General features: G+C 68.0%; 12 protein-coding genes. 7 read left to right on the forward strand and 5 right to left on the reverse strand.

The features are described from left to right. Positions 1-4 precede the first annotated feature (4 nt). The 3 genes from M3149_RS12900 to M3149_RS12910 form a co-directional block, all read right to left on the reverse strand. Positions 5-1792 (reverse strand): acyl-CoA dehydrogenase, encoded by a 1788-nt coding sequence (locus M3149_RS12900; RefSeq protein ID WP_251709945.1) that lies wholly within the window; start codon positions 1790-1792, stop codon positions 5-7. A 78-nt stretch (positions 1793-1870) separates the two neighbouring features. Next, entirely contained in the window at positions 1871-2803 is a 933-nt protein-coding gene (locus M3149_RS12905) for an electron transfer flavoprotein subunit alpha/FixB family protein (RefSeq protein WP_251709946.1), read from the reverse strand. A gap of 2 nt (positions 2804-2805) precedes the next feature. Further along, complete coding sequence (locus tag M3149_RS12910) at positions 2806-3555, reverse strand: electron transfer flavoprotein subunit beta/FixA family protein (protein ID WP_251709947.1); 750 nt, start codon at positions 3553-3555, stop codon at positions 2806-2808. 335 nt (positions 3556-3890) lie between these two features. Between M3149_RS12910 and M3149_RS12915 the strand changes: the two genes are divergently transcribed. The 3 genes from M3149_RS12915 to M3149_RS12925 all read left to right on the forward strand — a co-directional run bounded on the left by M3149_RS12915 (position 3891) and on the right by M3149_RS12925 (position 6781). After that, entirely contained in the window at positions 3891-4901 is a 1011-nt protein-coding gene (locus M3149_RS12915; RefSeq protein ID WP_251709948.1) for a TRAP transporter substrate-binding protein, read from the forward strand. Between the two features lie 78 nt (positions 4902-4979). Further along, positions 4980-5489, forward strand: coding sequence for a TRAP transporter small permease (locus M3149_RS12920; protein WP_251709949.1), 510 nt, complete (start codon positions 4980-4982; stop codon positions 5487-5489). Continuing rightward, positions 5486-6781, forward strand: coding sequence for a TRAP transporter large permease (locus tag M3149_RS12925; protein ID WP_251709950.1), 1296 nt, complete (start codon positions 5486-5488; stop codon positions 6779-6781). Before M3149_RS12920 ends, M3149_RS12925 begins: the two co-directional genes overlap by 4 nt. Here the strand turns inward: M3149_RS12925 and M3149_RS12930 are convergent. Together M3149_RS12930 and M3149_RS12935 are read right to left on the reverse strand one after the other, a co-directional pair. Continuing rightward, positions 6768-8093: a mechanosensitive ion channel family protein gene (locus tag M3149_RS12930; protein WP_251709951.1), complete on the reverse strand. Its 1326-nt coding sequence runs from the start codon at positions 8091-8093 to the stop codon at positions 6768-6770. The genes M3149_RS12925 and M3149_RS12930 overlap by 14 nt on opposite strands. 33 nt (positions 8094-8126) lie before the next feature. Continuing rightward, positions 8127-9080, reverse strand: a complete 954-nt coding sequence (locus M3149_RS12935; RefSeq protein WP_251709952.1) for a histone deacetylase family protein — start codon at positions 9078-9080, stop codon at positions 8127-8129. 42 nt (positions 9081-9122) lie between these two features. Here M3149_RS12935 and M3149_RS12940 point away from each other — a divergent pair, with 42 nt between their 5' ends. Genes M3149_RS12940 through mltB form a run of 4 tightly spaced genes read left to right on the forward strand, consistent with a single transcriptional unit; the run spans position 9123 to position 14198 of the window. Continuing rightward, positions 9123-10043, forward strand: coding sequence for an AAA family ATPase (locus M3149_RS12940; protein WP_251709953.1), 921 nt, complete (start codon positions 9123-9125; stop codon positions 10041-10043). Between the two features lie 8 nt (positions 10044-10051). Further along, positions 10052-11089, forward strand: a complete 1038-nt coding sequence (locus M3149_RS12945) for a DUF58 domain-containing protein (RefSeq protein ID WP_251709954.1) — start codon at positions 10052-10054, stop codon at positions 11087-11089. Continuing rightward, the gene (locus M3149_RS12950; protein ID WP_251710011.1) at positions 11086-13113 is read left to right on the forward strand and encodes a transglutaminaseTgpA domain-containing protein; all 2028 of its coding nucleotides are present in this window, start codon (positions 11086-11088) and stop codon (positions 13111-13113) included. Before M3149_RS12945 ends, M3149_RS12950 begins: the two co-directional genes overlap by 4 nt. A gap of 14 nt (positions 13114-13127) precedes the next feature. Continuing rightward, on the forward strand, positions 13128-14198 hold the full coding sequence (gene mltB, locus M3149_RS12955; RefSeq protein WP_251709955.1) for a lytic murein transglycosylase B: 1071 nt from the start codon (positions 13128-13130) through the stop codon (positions 14196-14198). Positions 14199-14213: the final 15 nt, after the last annotated feature.

The following is a 14213-nucleotide window of genomic DNA, read 5'->3' on the forward strand; positions in this document are numbered from 1 at the left end:
GCGGTCAGAACGCTTCGAGGGCCATCGCGGTCACGCCCTCGGCGCCTTCAACGATGGAGGCCGCCACGCCCGGGGCGCGGCCGAGGATGTGGTCGGCATAGAAGCGCGCGGTGGTGATCTTCGCGTCCATGAAGGCCTTGTCCTGTCCCTTGGCCGACAGGCCTTCGGCCACCAGCAGCGCACGCCCCAGTTGCCAACCCGCCATGAGGTTGCCCGCGAGCATGAGGTAGGGCACGCTGCCCGCGAAGGCCGCGTTGGGGTTGGCCTTGGTGTTGGCCACGATGAAGTCCACCGCCTGCTCGAAGGCCTCGCGGGCGGCCGTGAGGCGCTTGGCCACCGCCTTGGCATTGGTGCCGCCTTTGGCCAGCTCGGCTTCGGTGGCGCGAATCTGCGCCGCAATGGCTTTGGCCACGGTGCCACCGTCGCGCGCGGTCTTTCGGCCCACCAGATCGTTTGCCTGGATCGCCGTCGTGCCTTCGTAGATGGTGAGGATCTTGGCGTCGCGGTAGTGCTGGGCGGCGCCGGTTTCCTCGATGAAGCCCATGCCCCCGTGCACCTGCACGCCCAGACTGGTGACTTCCAGGCTCATCTCGGTGCTGTAGCCCTTCACCAGCGGCACCAGGAATTCATAGAAGGCCTGGTTCTGCTTGCGCACCTCGGCGTCGGGATGGTGGTGGGCCGCGTCGTACGCGGCCGCGGCCACGCTGGCCATGGCGCGGCAGCCCTCGGTGGCGGCGCGCATGGTCATGAGCATGCGCTTGACGTCGGGGTGGTGGATGATGGGCGCGGCGGTGTTCATGGAACCGTCCACCGGGCGGCTCTGCACCCGGTCGCGCGCGTATTGCACGGCCTGCTGGTAGGCCCGCTCGCTGATGGCGATGCCTTGCACGCCCACGGCGTAGCGGGCCGCGTTCATCATGATGAACATGTACTCCAGGCCGCGGTTTTCCTGGCCGACCAGGGTGCCAATGGCACCACCGTGATCGCCATACTGCAGCACCGCCGTGGGGCTGGCCTTGATGCCCAGCTTGTGCTCCACGCTCACGCAGTGCACGTCGTTGCGCGCACCCAGCGAGCCGTCCTTGTTCACCATGAACTTGGGCACCACGAACAGGCTGATGCCCTTCACACCTTCGGGCGCACCGACCACGCGCGCAAGCACCAGATGGACGATGTTGTCGGCCATGTCGTGCTCACCGTAGGTGATGTAGATCTTGGTGCCGAAGATCTTGTAGGTGCCGTCGGGCTGCGGCTCGGCGCGCGTGCGCACCGCTGCGAGGTCGGAGCCGGCTTGCGGCTCGGTGAGGTTCATGGTGCCGGTCCACTCGCCGCTCACCAGCTTGTGCAGGTAGATCGCCTTCTGCTCGTCGCTGCCCGCGGTGAGCAGGGCCTCGATGGCGCCGTCGGTGAGCAACGGGCACAGCGCAAAGCTCAGGTTGGCGCTGTTGAGCATTTCGCCGCAGGCCGCGCCGATGGTCTTGGGCAGGCCCTGGCCACCGAAGTCCACCGGGTGCTGCAAGCCCTGCCAGCCGCCCTCGGCGTACTGGCGGTAAGCGTCCTTGAAACCCGGCGTGGTGGTGACCACACCGTCCTTCACGAACGATGGCTTGAGATCGCCTTCGCGGTTGAGCGGCGCCACCACGCCCTCATTGAGCTTGGCGCATTCCTCGAGCACGGCCTGCGCCGTTTCCAGGCCGGCGTCTTCAAAGCCGGGCATCTGGGCCACCTGGTCGATGCGCGCCAGGTGCTCGATGTTGAACAGCATGTCCTTGATGGGGGCGGTGTAACTCATGACGAGATGTCTCCGGGAATGCGCAAAAGCCGAAAAAAAGGCATCGCAAGCGATGCCCTTGGGAACGGGGTCGCTGGTTCAGAGCGCCTTGACGAGGGCCGGCACGGCCTCGAACAGATCGGCCTCCAGCCCGTAGTCAGCCACGCTGAAGATCGGGGCCTCGGGGTCCTTGTTGATCGCCACGATCACCTTGGAGTCCTTCATGCCCGCCAGGTGCTGGATGGCGCCCGAGATGCCCGCGGCGATGTAGAGCTGCGGCGCGACGATCTTGCCGGTCTGGCCGACCTGCAGGTCGTTGGGTGCGTAGCCCGCGTCCACCGCGGCGCGGCTGGCGCCGATGGCAGCACCCAGCTTGTCCGCCAGCGGCGTGATGACCTCGTTGAACTTCTCGCTGCTGCCGAGTGCGCGGCCACCGCTGACGATGATCTTGGCCGCGGTGAGCTCGGGGCGGTCGCTCTTGGCGATCTCGCTGCCCAGGAAGCGGCTCTTGCCGGAATCGGCCACGGCGCTGGCGCTCTCCACCGCGGCGCTGCCGCCGCTGGCCGCCGCCGGGTCGAAGCCGGTGGTGCGCACGGTGATGACCTTGATCTTGTCGGTGCTCTGCACGGTGGCGATGGCGTTGCCGGCGTAGATCGGGCGCTCGAAGGTGTCGGCGCTGATGACTTTGGTGGCGTCGCTGATCTGCGCCACGTCGAGCAGCGCGGCCACGCGCGGGGCCACGTTCTTGCCCGCCGCGGTGGCCGGGAACAGGATGTGGCTGTAGCTGGCGGCGAGCGCCACCACCTGCGCGGCCACGTTCTCGGCCAGGCCGTGGTCCAGGCCGGCGGCGTCGGCGTGGATGACCTTGCTCACACCGGCGATCTGCGCGGCGGCTTGCGCAGCGCCCGCGGCGTTGTGGCCGGCGATCAGCACATGCACGTCGCCCCCGCAGGCAGCGGCGGCGGTGACGGTGTTGAGGGTGGCGCCCTTGATGGACGCGTTGTCGTGTTCGGCAATGACGAATGCGGTCATGTTCAGATCACCTTGGCTTCGTTCTTGAGTTTCTCGACCAGGGCGGCCACGTCGGCCACCTTCACGCCGGCGCCGCGCTTGGGCGGCTCGCTGACCTTCAGCGTCTTGATGCGCGGGGCGACATCCACACCGAGGTCTTCGGGCTTGACGGTCTCCAGCGGCTTCTTTTTGGCCTTCATGATGTTGGGCAGCGTCACGTAACGCGGCTCGTTCAGGCGCAGGTCGGTGGTGATGACCGCGGGCATGGCGACCGAGAGGGTTTCCAGGCCGCCGTCGACCTCACGCGTGACCTTCGCGTTGCCGCCGTCGATCTCGACCTTGGAGGCGAAGGTGGCCTGCGGCAGGCCGGCCAGCGCAGCCAGCATCTGGCCGGTCTGGTTGCAGTCGTCGTCGATCGCCTGCTTGCCCAGGATCACGAGGCCGGGTTGCTCCTTGTCCACCAGGGCCTTGAGCAGCTTGGCCACGGCCAGCGGCTGCAGCTCTTCGTTCGTCTCGACCAGGATGGCGCGGTCGGCGCCGATGGCCATGGCCGTGCGCAGCGTTTCCTGGCACTGGGCGACGCCGCAGGAGACAGCGATCACTTCCGTGGCCGCGCCTTTTTCCTTCAGGCGCACCGCCTCTTCCACCGCGATCTCGTCGAACGGGTTCATGGACATCTTCACGTTGGCGATGTCCACACCCGTGCCGTCGCTTTTGACGCGAACTTTCACGTTGTAGTCGACCACGCGTTTGACGGGGACGAGAACCTTCATGCTGGCTTGCTCCTGTGATGGTTGATGCGGTCGCGCAGTTGACGTGCACGTCAACTCGGCATTGTAGGGGGCGGGGCGGAGCCGCTGGCCGCAGCGAATAAAACGAACGATCGTGCTTTTTTCGATTATATCGATCCCGCACGGATCGCCAACGCGAATCCCCTGCCAGCGGTCGGATGTCGCCGCACCGACATTTCCCGACCGACAGGTCGGCGAACCCGGGTAAGTCTGGAGGCCGACCACAGACCCCTTCACCTATAGTGAGTCAGCACCACTTGCTTATGTTGAGTAACCAACCGGTGCCCCACCTCCACCGCCCTTCCCGGAGCCCGCGCATGAAGTTCTCGTTCCTCCTGGCCACCAGCGCCGCCGCCCTGTTGGCCGCCGCACCGGCCGCCGCCCAGACCGTGTTCTCTGTTTCCTCCTGGGTGGGCCCCACCCACACCCTCAGCGTGGCCCAGAAAGGCTGGTGCGATGCACTCGAGAAGGAAAGCGCCGGGCGCATGAAGTGCAACATCCTGCCCAAGGCCGTGGCCGCCGCGCCGGGAACCTTCGACGCAGTGCGCGACGGGCTGGCCGATATCTCCTACACGGTGGATGGCTACACCCCCGGGCGCTTCATCAACACCCAGGTGGCCGAGTTCCCCTTCCTGGGCGACAGCGCCGTGCCGACCTCGGTCGCCTATCAGCGCATCTACGACAAGCACTTCGCCCCGCTGGGCGAGCACCGCGGTGTGAAGGTGCTGGCGGTGTTCACGCACGGCCCCGGCATCATCTTCAACAGCAAGCAACCGGTGAAGACGGTGGACGACGCCACCAAACTCAAGTTCCGCATCGGTGGCGGCAACATCAACGAGCTTTCCAAGCTCATGGGCTTCAACACCACGCTCAAGCCCGCGCCCGAATCGTTCGAGTTGCTTTCCACCGGCGTGATGGACGGCACTTTCTTCCCCGACGAGTCCATCGCCTCTTTCAAGCTGAGCATGATCAAGCACGCCACCATTTTCCCCGGTGGCCTGTACAACACCAGCTTCGTGTTCATGATGAACCCGGCCAAGTACAACGCCCTGTCGGCGCAGGACAAGGCTGTGGTCGACAAGCTCTCGGGTGAGTACGCTGCGCGCCTGTTCGGCGAGGGCTGGGACAGGGTGGACGCAGCCAGCCGCGAACTGCAGAAGACGCAGGGTGTGCAGCGAGTGCAGGCCGACGAATCTTTCGTGAAGGCCGTGGCGGCCAAGCAGGCCGAGCTGGAAGACAAGTGGGCCGCAGCCGCCGCTGCCAAGGGCCTGAAGGACCCGAAGGCGGTGCTGGCGGAGTTCCGCGCCGAGATCAAGAAGGTCAAGTAACCGCGGCCCTCACAGCGCCGCCGCCGGCGGGCAGTCGCCAACCCGACTGCCCGCCGGTTTTTTTGCACCCGCCCTGCCATGCTCACCTTTCTGGACCGCGCGCTGCGCTGGTCGACCGGCCTGATGGCCGCAATGGCCTTGTTCACCATCATGTGGCTCACGCTCGTCGACGTGACGGGGCGCAAGTTCTTCAACCACTCTGTGCCTGGCGGGCTGGAGATCACCGAGGTGCTCATGGTGGTGGTGATCTTCGGCGGGCTGCCCCTGGTGAGCTGGCGTGGCGAGCATGTGGTCTTCGACTCGCTCGATCCGTTCGTGCCCGACTGGCTGCACCGCATCCAGCAACGCCTGGTTCACCTGGTGTGCGCCGCGGTGTTCGGCTTCATGGCCTATCTGATGCTGTTGCGAGCCGACCGGTTTGCCGAGTACGGTGACATCACGGTCTACCTGCAACTGCCGCTCACGCCGGTGGCCTGGATGATGGCTGCCTTTCTGTTCGTGACCGCGTTCGTGCACCTGGTGTTCGTATTCGTGCGGCCGCCCGAGCCCCGCTTTCACGGCGCTGCCGGGGAAGGGAGCGGCACATGATCGAAGCGTCGATCGGCTTCCTGGCCGTCTTCCTGCTCGCTGCGCTGCGCATTCCGCTGGCGGTGGCCATGGTCACCGTGGGCATGGGTGGCCTGGCGCTGCTGCGCGGCTGGCAGCCCGCGCTGGCCAGCACCAGCCAGGTCATCTTCGAAACCGGGTTCGCCTACGTGCTCTCGGTGATTCCGCTGTTCGTGTTGATGGGCAACTTCGTGGCGCGCGCCGGCATGGCACGCGAGCTCTACCAGGCCGCCAACTCGTTCGTGGGACACCGACCGGGCGGCCTGGCGATGGCCAGCATCATTGCCTCGGGCGGCTTCGGCTCGATCTGCGGCTCCTCGATCGCAACCGCCGCGACCATGACGCGGGTGGCCTACCCCGAGATGAAGCGCCATGGGTACCGCGATTCGCTGGCCACCGGAGCGATTGCATCCGGCGGTACGCTGGGCATCCTGATTCCACCGTCGACCATCATGGTGATCTACGGAATCATCACCGAAACCGACATCGGCAAGCTGTTCATCGCGGGCATCCTGCCGGGCATCGTGGCGGTGGTGTGTCTGTGCCTGGCGGTGGTCTTCGTGACCTGGCGTGATCCGCAAGCCGGCCCGGCCGCGGAACGCCAGAGCTGGCCGGAGCGCCTGCGCGCGCTGCGCAACGTGTGGGGCGTGGGCGTGTTGTTCGCGCTCGTGATCGGTGGCATCTATGGCGGCGTGTTCACGGCCACCGAAGGCGCAGGCGTGGGCGCGGCTGGCGCCTTCGTGTTCGCCCTGCTGAGGGGCACCCTCACCCCGCGCGTGCTGGTGGAAATCCTTCAGGACAGTGCGCGCACCACCGCCATGCTCTTCACCATCCTGATCGCGGCGATGGTGTTCACCAGCTTCGTGAACTTCACCAGCATGCCGGGTGACCTGCGGGACTTCATCCTGCAGTTCAGCCCGGAGCCGATCATGGTGGTGGTGGCGATGATGGTGATCTACGTGCTGTTGGGTCTGGTGATGGAGGAGTTGTCGATGGTGCTGCTCACCATCCCGGTGTTCTTCCCCATCATCACCGGACTGGGCTTCGACCCGGTTTGGTTCGGCGTGCTGATCGTCACCGTGATCGAGATCGGCATGATCTCGCCGCCTGTGGGCATGAACCTGTTCGTCATCAACGCCTTGTTGCCGTCGGTGCCGCTCAACCAGATCTTCCGCGGCGTCTGGCCCTTCGTGGTGGCCGACGTGGCGCGCCTGGCCATCCTGGTGGCGTTTCCGGCGATCGCCCTCTGGCTGCCCGGCTTCATGACCCGCTGATCGCCGCGGCGGCCCCCGCCTCGCCTCCCTGCCCGAGCACGTGCACCACGCGCTGCGGGTAGGGAATCTCCACCGAGTGCGCGCGCAGCGCGGTGAGGATGGCGATGTTGATGGCCGAGCGCAGGGCAAGCTGGCCATTCTCGGGGTCGGCAATCCAGTAGCCCAATGTGAACTCCAGGCCGTCGGCACCGAAATTGGACAAGGCCACCGAAGGCCCTGGGCTCTTGAGCACGCGCGGCTGCCCATACGCCGCCTCCAGCAGCAAACGCGTCACGAGCTCCACGTCGCTGTCGTAGGCCACCGACACCACGGTGGACTGCCACACGTTGGGGTCGGCCAGCGAGAGGTTCTCCACCCGGTTGATGATGAGCAGTTCGTTGGGCACGATGGATTCACGCCCGCTGAGGTTGCGGATCAGCGTGTAGCGGGCGTTGATGTCGGTGATGCGGCCTTCGAAGTTGTCGACGCGCACGTTGTCGCCAATGCGCACGCTGCGCTCGGCCAGGATGACGAAGCCGCTCACGTAGTTGGACGCGAGCTTCTGCAGGCCGAAGCCGATACCCACGCCGATGGCCCCGCCCAGCACCGACAGGGCCGTGAGGTCGATGCCGACCGCGGACAGGCCGACGATCAGGCCGATGAACAGCAGCAGCGCGCGCGTGGCGTTGCTCACCGCCTTGCGCAGCGACAGATCGCTGCCCACGCTCTTGCGCAGCAGTCGCGACTCGATCGCGGAGGAAATCCACAGCGCCAGGATCAGCACTGCACCCGCGGTGATCAAACCCTCGATCATGGTGCGCAGGCTGATCGTGCTGCTGCCGATCTTCCAGGTGATCTGGTCCATCTCGGCCAGCACCACGGGCAGCAGGCCGCTCACCCAGAGCACCATGGCACCCCAGGCCACCCACGAGATGGTGCGCTCGAGCACACGCACCCAGGGTTTGTCGTCGAAAGCCACCTGCAGCACCTTCACGCCCAGGCGGATCACCGCGAGAGACACCAGCACCGGAATGGCCACGTGGAACAGGGCCGCAGGCACGTACTGCGCCAGCAGGCCGCGCGCCACGTACACCAGCAGCAGCAACACCAGCGGGAACAAGGCGCCGTCGACGATGCGTCGACCGAACATCACCGAGTTCTGGTCGTTCTGCATCGACAGCGCGCGGCGCAAGGTGCGGCAAAAGCCCCAGGCCAGCAGCACCGCGAGCACCAGCGCGGCCAGTTCGGCCAGCGAGGCCGGTTGCAACAAACCTTGAAGCCACGCGCCCAGGTCGTCGACCGGGCGCGGTGAAACGGACGCAGCGTCGTTCATCGTTACGTGTGAGGAAGCAAGAAGAAACGGGGGTCAGATCCCGGTGAGCACGCGCAGGTGTGCCTCCACGCTGCGCGCGAGCGCACCCAACGCATAGCCGCCTTCAAGACAGCTCACGATGCGACCCTGCGCATGGCGGTCGGCCACCGCCTTGATGCGTTCGGTCATCCAGGCATAGTCGGCCTCGACCAGGCCCAGCTGGGCCATGTCGTCCTCGCGGTGGGCGTCGAAACCGGCGCTGATGAACACCATCTGCGGGCGGTGTTCATCCAGGCGCGGCATCCAGTAGGTATCGATCAACTCGCGGATCGCCATGCCGCGCGTGTAGGCGGGCACCGGCAGGTTCACCAGATTGGCCGCGGTGGAATGCTCGCAGGCCGGGTAGAAGGGGTGCTGATAGAAGCTGCACATGAGGATGCGCTCGTCGCCGGCGACGATGTCCTCGGTACCGTTGCCGTGGTGAACGTCGAAGTCGATGACGGCCACGCGTTGCAGGCCGTGGCGTTCCAGCGCGTACTTGGCCGCCACGGCCACGTTGTTGACGAAACAAAAGCCCATGGCCTGCCTGCGCGTGGCGTGGTGCCCGGGCGGGCGCACGGCGCAGAAGGCGTTGGCCAGTTCACCCGCCATCACCGCGTCCACGGCGTCAATGGCAGCGCCCGCGGCCAGCAGGATCGCGTCCCAGCTGTGGGGGTTCATGGACGTGTCGGGGTCGACCTGCGCGTGCGAGGGGCCACCGGCCTGCATGTCCTCGCGCAGGGTCTCGGCCAGGCCGCGCAGCGCCGCCAGGTGCATGCGATCGTGGGCGAGTTCGATGTCGGCCAGGGCTGCCGGCGTGGCCTCGCGGCGCTCCAGCGCAGCGTCCAGACCGGTGATGAGCAGCCGGTCCTCGATCGCATCGAGCCGTTCGGGGCATTCGGGGTGGCCGGCGCCCATCTCGTGCTGCCAGCATGCCTTGTGGGTGAAATAACCGGTGGTGTGGGCCATCTCTGAAACGCGGTGAGAATCGCGGCCAATATGCAAGCCCAGATGCAACAAGATTCGAAGATCCAGCACCTGCTGGGCCAGCTTAACACGGTGATCGTCGGCAAGCCGCAGCAGGTGAACGACTGCGTGGCCTGCCTGCTCGCGGGCGGACACCTGCTCATAGAGGACGTGCCCGGCGTGGGCAAGACCACGCTGGCGCACGCCCTGTCGCGCGCCTTCGGGCTGCAGTTCGCCCGTGTGCAGTTCACCGCCGACCTGATGCCCACCGACCTCATCGGCGTCTCGATCTACGAGCGAGCGCGCGAGGGCTTCGTGTTCCACCCCGGCCCGGTGTTCGCGCAGGTGCTGCTGGCCGACGAGATCAACCGCGCCAGCCCCAAGACGCAGAGCGCGCTGCTGGAGGCCATGGAGGAAAAGCAGGTCACCGTGGAGGGCGAGACGCGTGCCCTGCCCGAGCCGTTCTTCGTGATCGCCACCCAGAACCCGCACGACCAGCTCGGCACCTATGCGCTGCCCGAGTCACAGCTCGACCGCTTCCACATGCGGCTGTCGCTGGGCTACCCCGACCGCGCGGCCGAGCGCGAACTGCTGCGTGGTGCCGACCGGCGCGCGCTGATCGAATCGCTGCCGCCGGCACTCACGCCCGACGATCTGGCGCGGCTGCAGCGCGCGGTGGCCGAGGTGCACACCGCCGAGCCGGTGCTCGAATACCTGCAGGACCTGGTGGCCGCCACGCGCAGCGGGCGCTGGTTCCTGCAAGGCCTGTCGCCGCGCGCGGCGCTGGCCGTGGTGCGCGCCGCCAAGGCCCAGGCGTTTCTGCAGGGGCGCAACTACGTGGCGCCCGACGACATCGCCGCCATCCTGCCGCAGACCACCGCACACCGCCTGATCCCGGTGCGCGACGCTGGCCGGGGCCCTACCGAGCAGGTGCGTGCCATGCTCGACGCCGTGCCACTGCCCTGACCGAGCTCATGGCCACATCGCTCGCCCCGCTCGCTTCGCAAGGTGCCGGCAGCGGCTGGCACTGGCGCGCGCCGCTGCGGCCCGTGCGCCGCCGCGTGCAGGCCTGGTTCCACAGCCGCCTGCGCCGCACGGACACGCTCACGCTCACACAGCGCAATGTCTACATCCTGCCCACCCGAGCGGGCTGGATGCTGGCGCTCACGCTGCTCGTGCTGCTGGTGGCCAGCATCAACTTCCAGCTCAACCTGGGCTACCTGCTCACCTTCCTGCTCGCGGGCAGCGCGCTGGTGGGCATGCACGTGTGTCACAACAACCTGCGCGGCCTCGCGCTGCACCTGCACCCGCCCGAGGCGGTGCACGCCCACCAGGCGGTGGTGCTGGAGGCGCGCTTCGCCAGCGAACGCCGCCGGCCGCGCCACGGGATCGGCCTGGGCGTGGTGCACGACGACGGCACCCCGCCTGACCTGGCCTGGACAGACGTGCCGGCACAAGGCCAGGCGCAGCTGCAGGTGGCTTGGCGCGCGCCCGGGCGCGGCCAGCACAAGCTGCCCACTCTGATCGCGCAGACGCTGTTCCCGCTCGGCACCTTCCGCGTCTGGGCCTTGTGGCGGCCCGCGGCCACCGCGCTGGTCTACCCCGAACCCGAGGCGCACCCGCCGCCCCTGCCCCCCGGCGAGCCGCAAGGCGGTGGCGCGGGCAGCGCGCGCGTGCACAGCACGGGCGAGTACGACGGCGTGCGCGCCTACCGCCGCGGCGACCCGATGAAGGCGGTGGTGTGGAAGAAGGCCGCGCAGGCCTTCGCCGCCGGCCGCAACGAGCTGGTGAGCCGCGACGCCCTCTCGAGCCAACGCCAGCAGCTGTGGCTGGACCTGCAGCAATGCGGCGGCACGGACTTCGAGCGACGGATTTCGCGCCTCACCGCCTGGGTGCTCATGGCCGATCGGCTGGGCCTGGACTATGGCCTGCGCCTGCCCGGCCGCGAGATCGCTCCCGACCAGGGCCCGGCACACCGGGCGCGCTGCCTGGAGGCACTGGCGCTGTGCTGACGAACGCCCTCCCCTCGCGCGGCGTGGTCCTTTTGCCGAGGGACACGCGCGATACCCTGTTTCTGCTCGCTGTGATCGCCTGGGTGGTGGCGCTGCAGGCTGCGCACATACCGCCCTGGACCACCGCGCTCACCGGCGCCGTGCTGGCCTGGCGTGCCTGGCTGGCGCTCAAGGCGCAACCGCTGCCAGGTTGGCCCTGGCGCGCGGGCCTGCTGGTGATCGCGCTCGCAGGCACCTGGCTGACCCACGGCACGCTGCTCGGCCAGCACGCGGGCGTCACGCTGGTGGTGGTGCTGCTGGCGCTCAAGACGCTGGAGTTGCGCGCGCGGCGCGACGCCTTCGTGGTGTTCTTCCTGGGCTTCTTCGCGCTGCTCACGCACTTCTTTTATTCACAAACCCTGCTCACGGCCGCGGGTATCCTGGTTGCGCTGCTCGGGCTGCTCACGGCGGTCGTCAACGCCCACATGCCGGTGGGCCGGCCCTCGCTGGCGCAGGCGGCCCGCATTGCCGGCGGCATGGCCTTGCTGGGTGCGCCGATCATGCTGGCGTTGTTCCTGCTGTTTCCGCGCATGGCGCCGCTGTGGGGCGTGCCGAACGACGGCATGGGCACCAGCGGCCTGTCGGAGGAAATGCGCGTGGGCGACATTGCCGAACTCGCGCTGGACGACAGCATCGCGCTGCGCGTGCGCTTCGACGGCCGCCCGCCGCCCTCAGGCCTGATCTATTTCCGTGGCCCGGTGCTCAGCCAGTTCGACGGCCGCCAGTGGCAACCGCTCGAATCGGGCTTTCCCGGCAACCTGCGCCTGCGCAGCGAGCTGCGCCCTGGCGGCGAACCGGTGAGCTACGAGGTGACGATGGAGCCGAACAGACGCCGCTGGCTGTTCGTGCTGGAGGCCGCCACCACCGCCCCCGAGCTGCCGGGAAACCGGGTGCGCATGACCGACGAACTCCAGTGGGTCACCCAACGCCCCATCGGTTCTCTGGTGCGCTATCGCGCGCAAAGCCACCTGGATTTCGGCCACGGCCCACTGCAGACCAGCCTGGGCCTGCAAGATCACCTTCAACTGCCGCCCGGCTTCAACCCACGCACGATGGCACTGGCGCAGGAACTGCGGCGCACGCACGGTGCCGGGCCCGAACACGCGCGTGCGCTGGTGGACGCGGCGCTCGATCGCCTGCGCACCGGCGGCTACGTCTACACGCTGGAGCCGGGCGTGTACGGCCAGCACACGGCCGACGAGTTCTGGTTCGACCGCAAGCGTGGCTTCTGCGAACACATCGCCAGCGCCTTTGTCGTGCTCATGCGCGCCATGGATATTCCGGCCCGCGTGGTCACCGGCTACCAGGGCGGCGAGATGAACGGCGTCGACGGTTACTGGACGGTGCGCCAGCGCGATGCACACGCGTGGACGGAGGTCTGGCTGCAGGGTGAAGGCTGGGTGCGCGTGGACCCGACCGGCGCCGTGTTCCCGGGCCGCGTGGGCTCGGTGCTGCGGCTGCAGGCGCCGACGGGCGCGGTGGCGGGCGTGCTGCAGGCCGCCATCAGCCCGAACCTGATGGCGCTGCTGCGCGCCAACTGGGAAGCGCTCAACAACGTGTGGAACCAGTGGGTGCTCAACTACACGCAGGACAGCCAGTTCAACCTGCTCCGCTCGCTGGGCGTGGCCTCGCCGAGCTGGCAGGACCTGGCGCTGGTGCTGCTCGCCGTGGTGGTGGCCGTGAGCCTGGCCGGTGCCGCCTGGGCACTGTGGGAGCGCCAGCGGCACGACCCCTGGATTCGCCTGCTGCGGGGTGCGCGCAAGCGGCTGCGCGCGCTGGGTGTGATCAGCAGCGAACGCACGCCGCCACGAGAACTGGCCCAGCAGCTGCGCACGCGCTTCGCTGCCGACCCAGCTGCCCAGGCCCTGGCCCACTGGCTGCTTCGCCTGGAGGCGCAGCGCTACGCGCCGCACAGCCCGCTCACCCTGGCCGAGCTGCGGCGCGACTACCGCCGACTGGCCTGGCCCACGCGCCGCGCAACGTGATGAAATCGGGGGCGATGAAACGCCGCCCGCTCTCGCTCGCCCTGCTCTTGCTCGCTCTTTCGCCGTCGCTGGCCTTGTCGCAGGGCAGCCCCGCCAAGCGCCGCCCTGCCCGCGCCGCGCAAGACACCTTCTACCGCGACCACGCAGCCGCCATGGCCTTCGCCGACGACCTGGCGCAGCGCCGCGGCCTCGACCCGGCCTGGGTGCGCGAGCAGATCGGCCGCGCGCGCCGCCTGGAGGCGTCCATTCGCGGCGTCACCCCGCCGCCCGTCGGCATGCCCAAGAACTGGGCCGCTTACCGATCGCGCTTCATCGAACCGGTGCGCCTGGCCGCGGGCCAGCGCTTCTGGCAGGAACACCGCGAGGCGCTGACGCGCGCCGAGGCCGAATACGGCGTACCGGCCAGCCTGATCGTCGGCGTCATCGGCGTGGAAACGCTCTACGGCCGCCACACCGGCAATCACAAAGTGATGGACGCGCTCAGCACGCTGGCCTTCGATTTCCCCGCCGTGCACCCGCGCGCGGCCGCGCGCAGCGCCTTCTTCCGCGACGAACTGGAGCAGTTGCTCAGCCTTGCGCAGCGCACCGGCATCGACCCGCACACGCTGCTGGGCAGCTTCGCCGGCGCCATGGGCTGGCCACAGTTCATGCCCAGCAGCTGGGTGAAGTACGCGATCGACTTTGACGGCGACAGCAAGGTGGATCTCTTCAACAGCCCCACCGACGTGATCGGCTCGGTGGCCAACTACTTCAAGGCCTTCGGCTGGCAAAGCGGCCAGCCCACGCACTACCCGGTGCGCTTCGACGACAGCCGGCTCGACCTGGACACCCTGCTCGCGCCCGACATCCTGCCCAGCTTCAGCGTCGAGAGCTTCCTTGCCAGGGGTGCCGTGCTTGAAGGCGAGGCCCTGCAACACAGCGGCAAGCTCGCCCTGGTGGAACTGGAGAACGCCGATGCGCCCTCCACCTACGTGGCCGGTACCGAGAACTTCTACGTCGTGACGCGCTACAACTGGAGCAGTTACTACGCGATGGCGGTGATTGAGCTGGGTGAAGCGGTGAAGGTGCTGATCAAGGGCTCTTGAGCACTGCGTCACGCG

The organism is Hydrogenophaga intermedia, from assembly GCF_023715105.1.
GTDB lineage: Bacteria > Pseudomonadota > Gammaproteobacteria > Burkholderiales > Burkholderiaceae_C > Hydrogenophaga > Hydrogenophaga intermedia_A.

What these genes read in the sequence shown, in the direction of transcription:
- M3149_RS12900 (WP_251709945.1), bottom strand. Translation starts at nt 1,792, where the DNA reads ATGAGTTACACCGCCCCCATCAAGGACATGCTGTTCAACATCGAGCAC.
- M3149_RS12905 (WP_251709946.1), bottom strand. Translation starts at nt 2,803, where the DNA reads ATGACCGCATTCGTCATTGCCGAACACGACAACGCGTCCATCAAGGGC.
- M3149_RS12910 (WP_251709947.1), bottom strand. Translation starts at nt 3,555, where the DNA reads ATGAAGGTTCTCGTCCCCGTCAAACGCGTGGTCGACTACAACGTGAAA.
- M3149_RS12915 (WP_251709948.1), top strand. Translation starts at nt 3,891, where the DNA reads ATGAAGTTCTCGTTCCTCCTGGCCACCAGCGCCGCCGCCCTGTTGGCC.
- M3149_RS12920 (WP_251709949.1), top strand. Translation starts at nt 4,980, where the DNA reads ATGCTCACCTTTCTGGACCGCGCGCTGCGCTGGTCGACCGGCCTGATG.
- M3149_RS12925 (WP_251709950.1), top strand. Translation starts at nt 5,486, where the DNA reads ATGATCGAAGCGTCGATCGGCTTCCTGGCCGTCTTCCTGCTCGCTGCG.
- M3149_RS12930 (WP_251709951.1), bottom strand. Translation starts at nt 8,093, where the DNA reads ATGAACGACGCTGCGTCCGTTTCACCGCGCCCGGTCGACGACCTGGGC.
- M3149_RS12935 (WP_251709952.1), bottom strand. Translation starts at nt 9,080, where the DNA reads ATGGCCCACACCACCGGTTATTTCACCCACAAGGCATGCTGGCAGCAC.
- M3149_RS12940 (WP_251709953.1), top strand. Translation starts at nt 9,123, where the DNA reads ATGCAACAAGATTCGAAGATCCAGCACCTGCTGGGCCAGCTTAACACG.
- M3149_RS12945 (WP_251709954.1), top strand. Translation starts at nt 10,052, where the DNA reads ATGGCCACATCGCTCGCCCCGCTCGCTTCGCAAGGTGCCGGCAGCGGC.
- mltB (WP_251709955.1), top strand. Translation starts at nt 13,128, where the DNA reads ATGAAACGCCGCCCGCTCTCGCTCGCCCTGCTCTTGCTCGCTCTTTCG.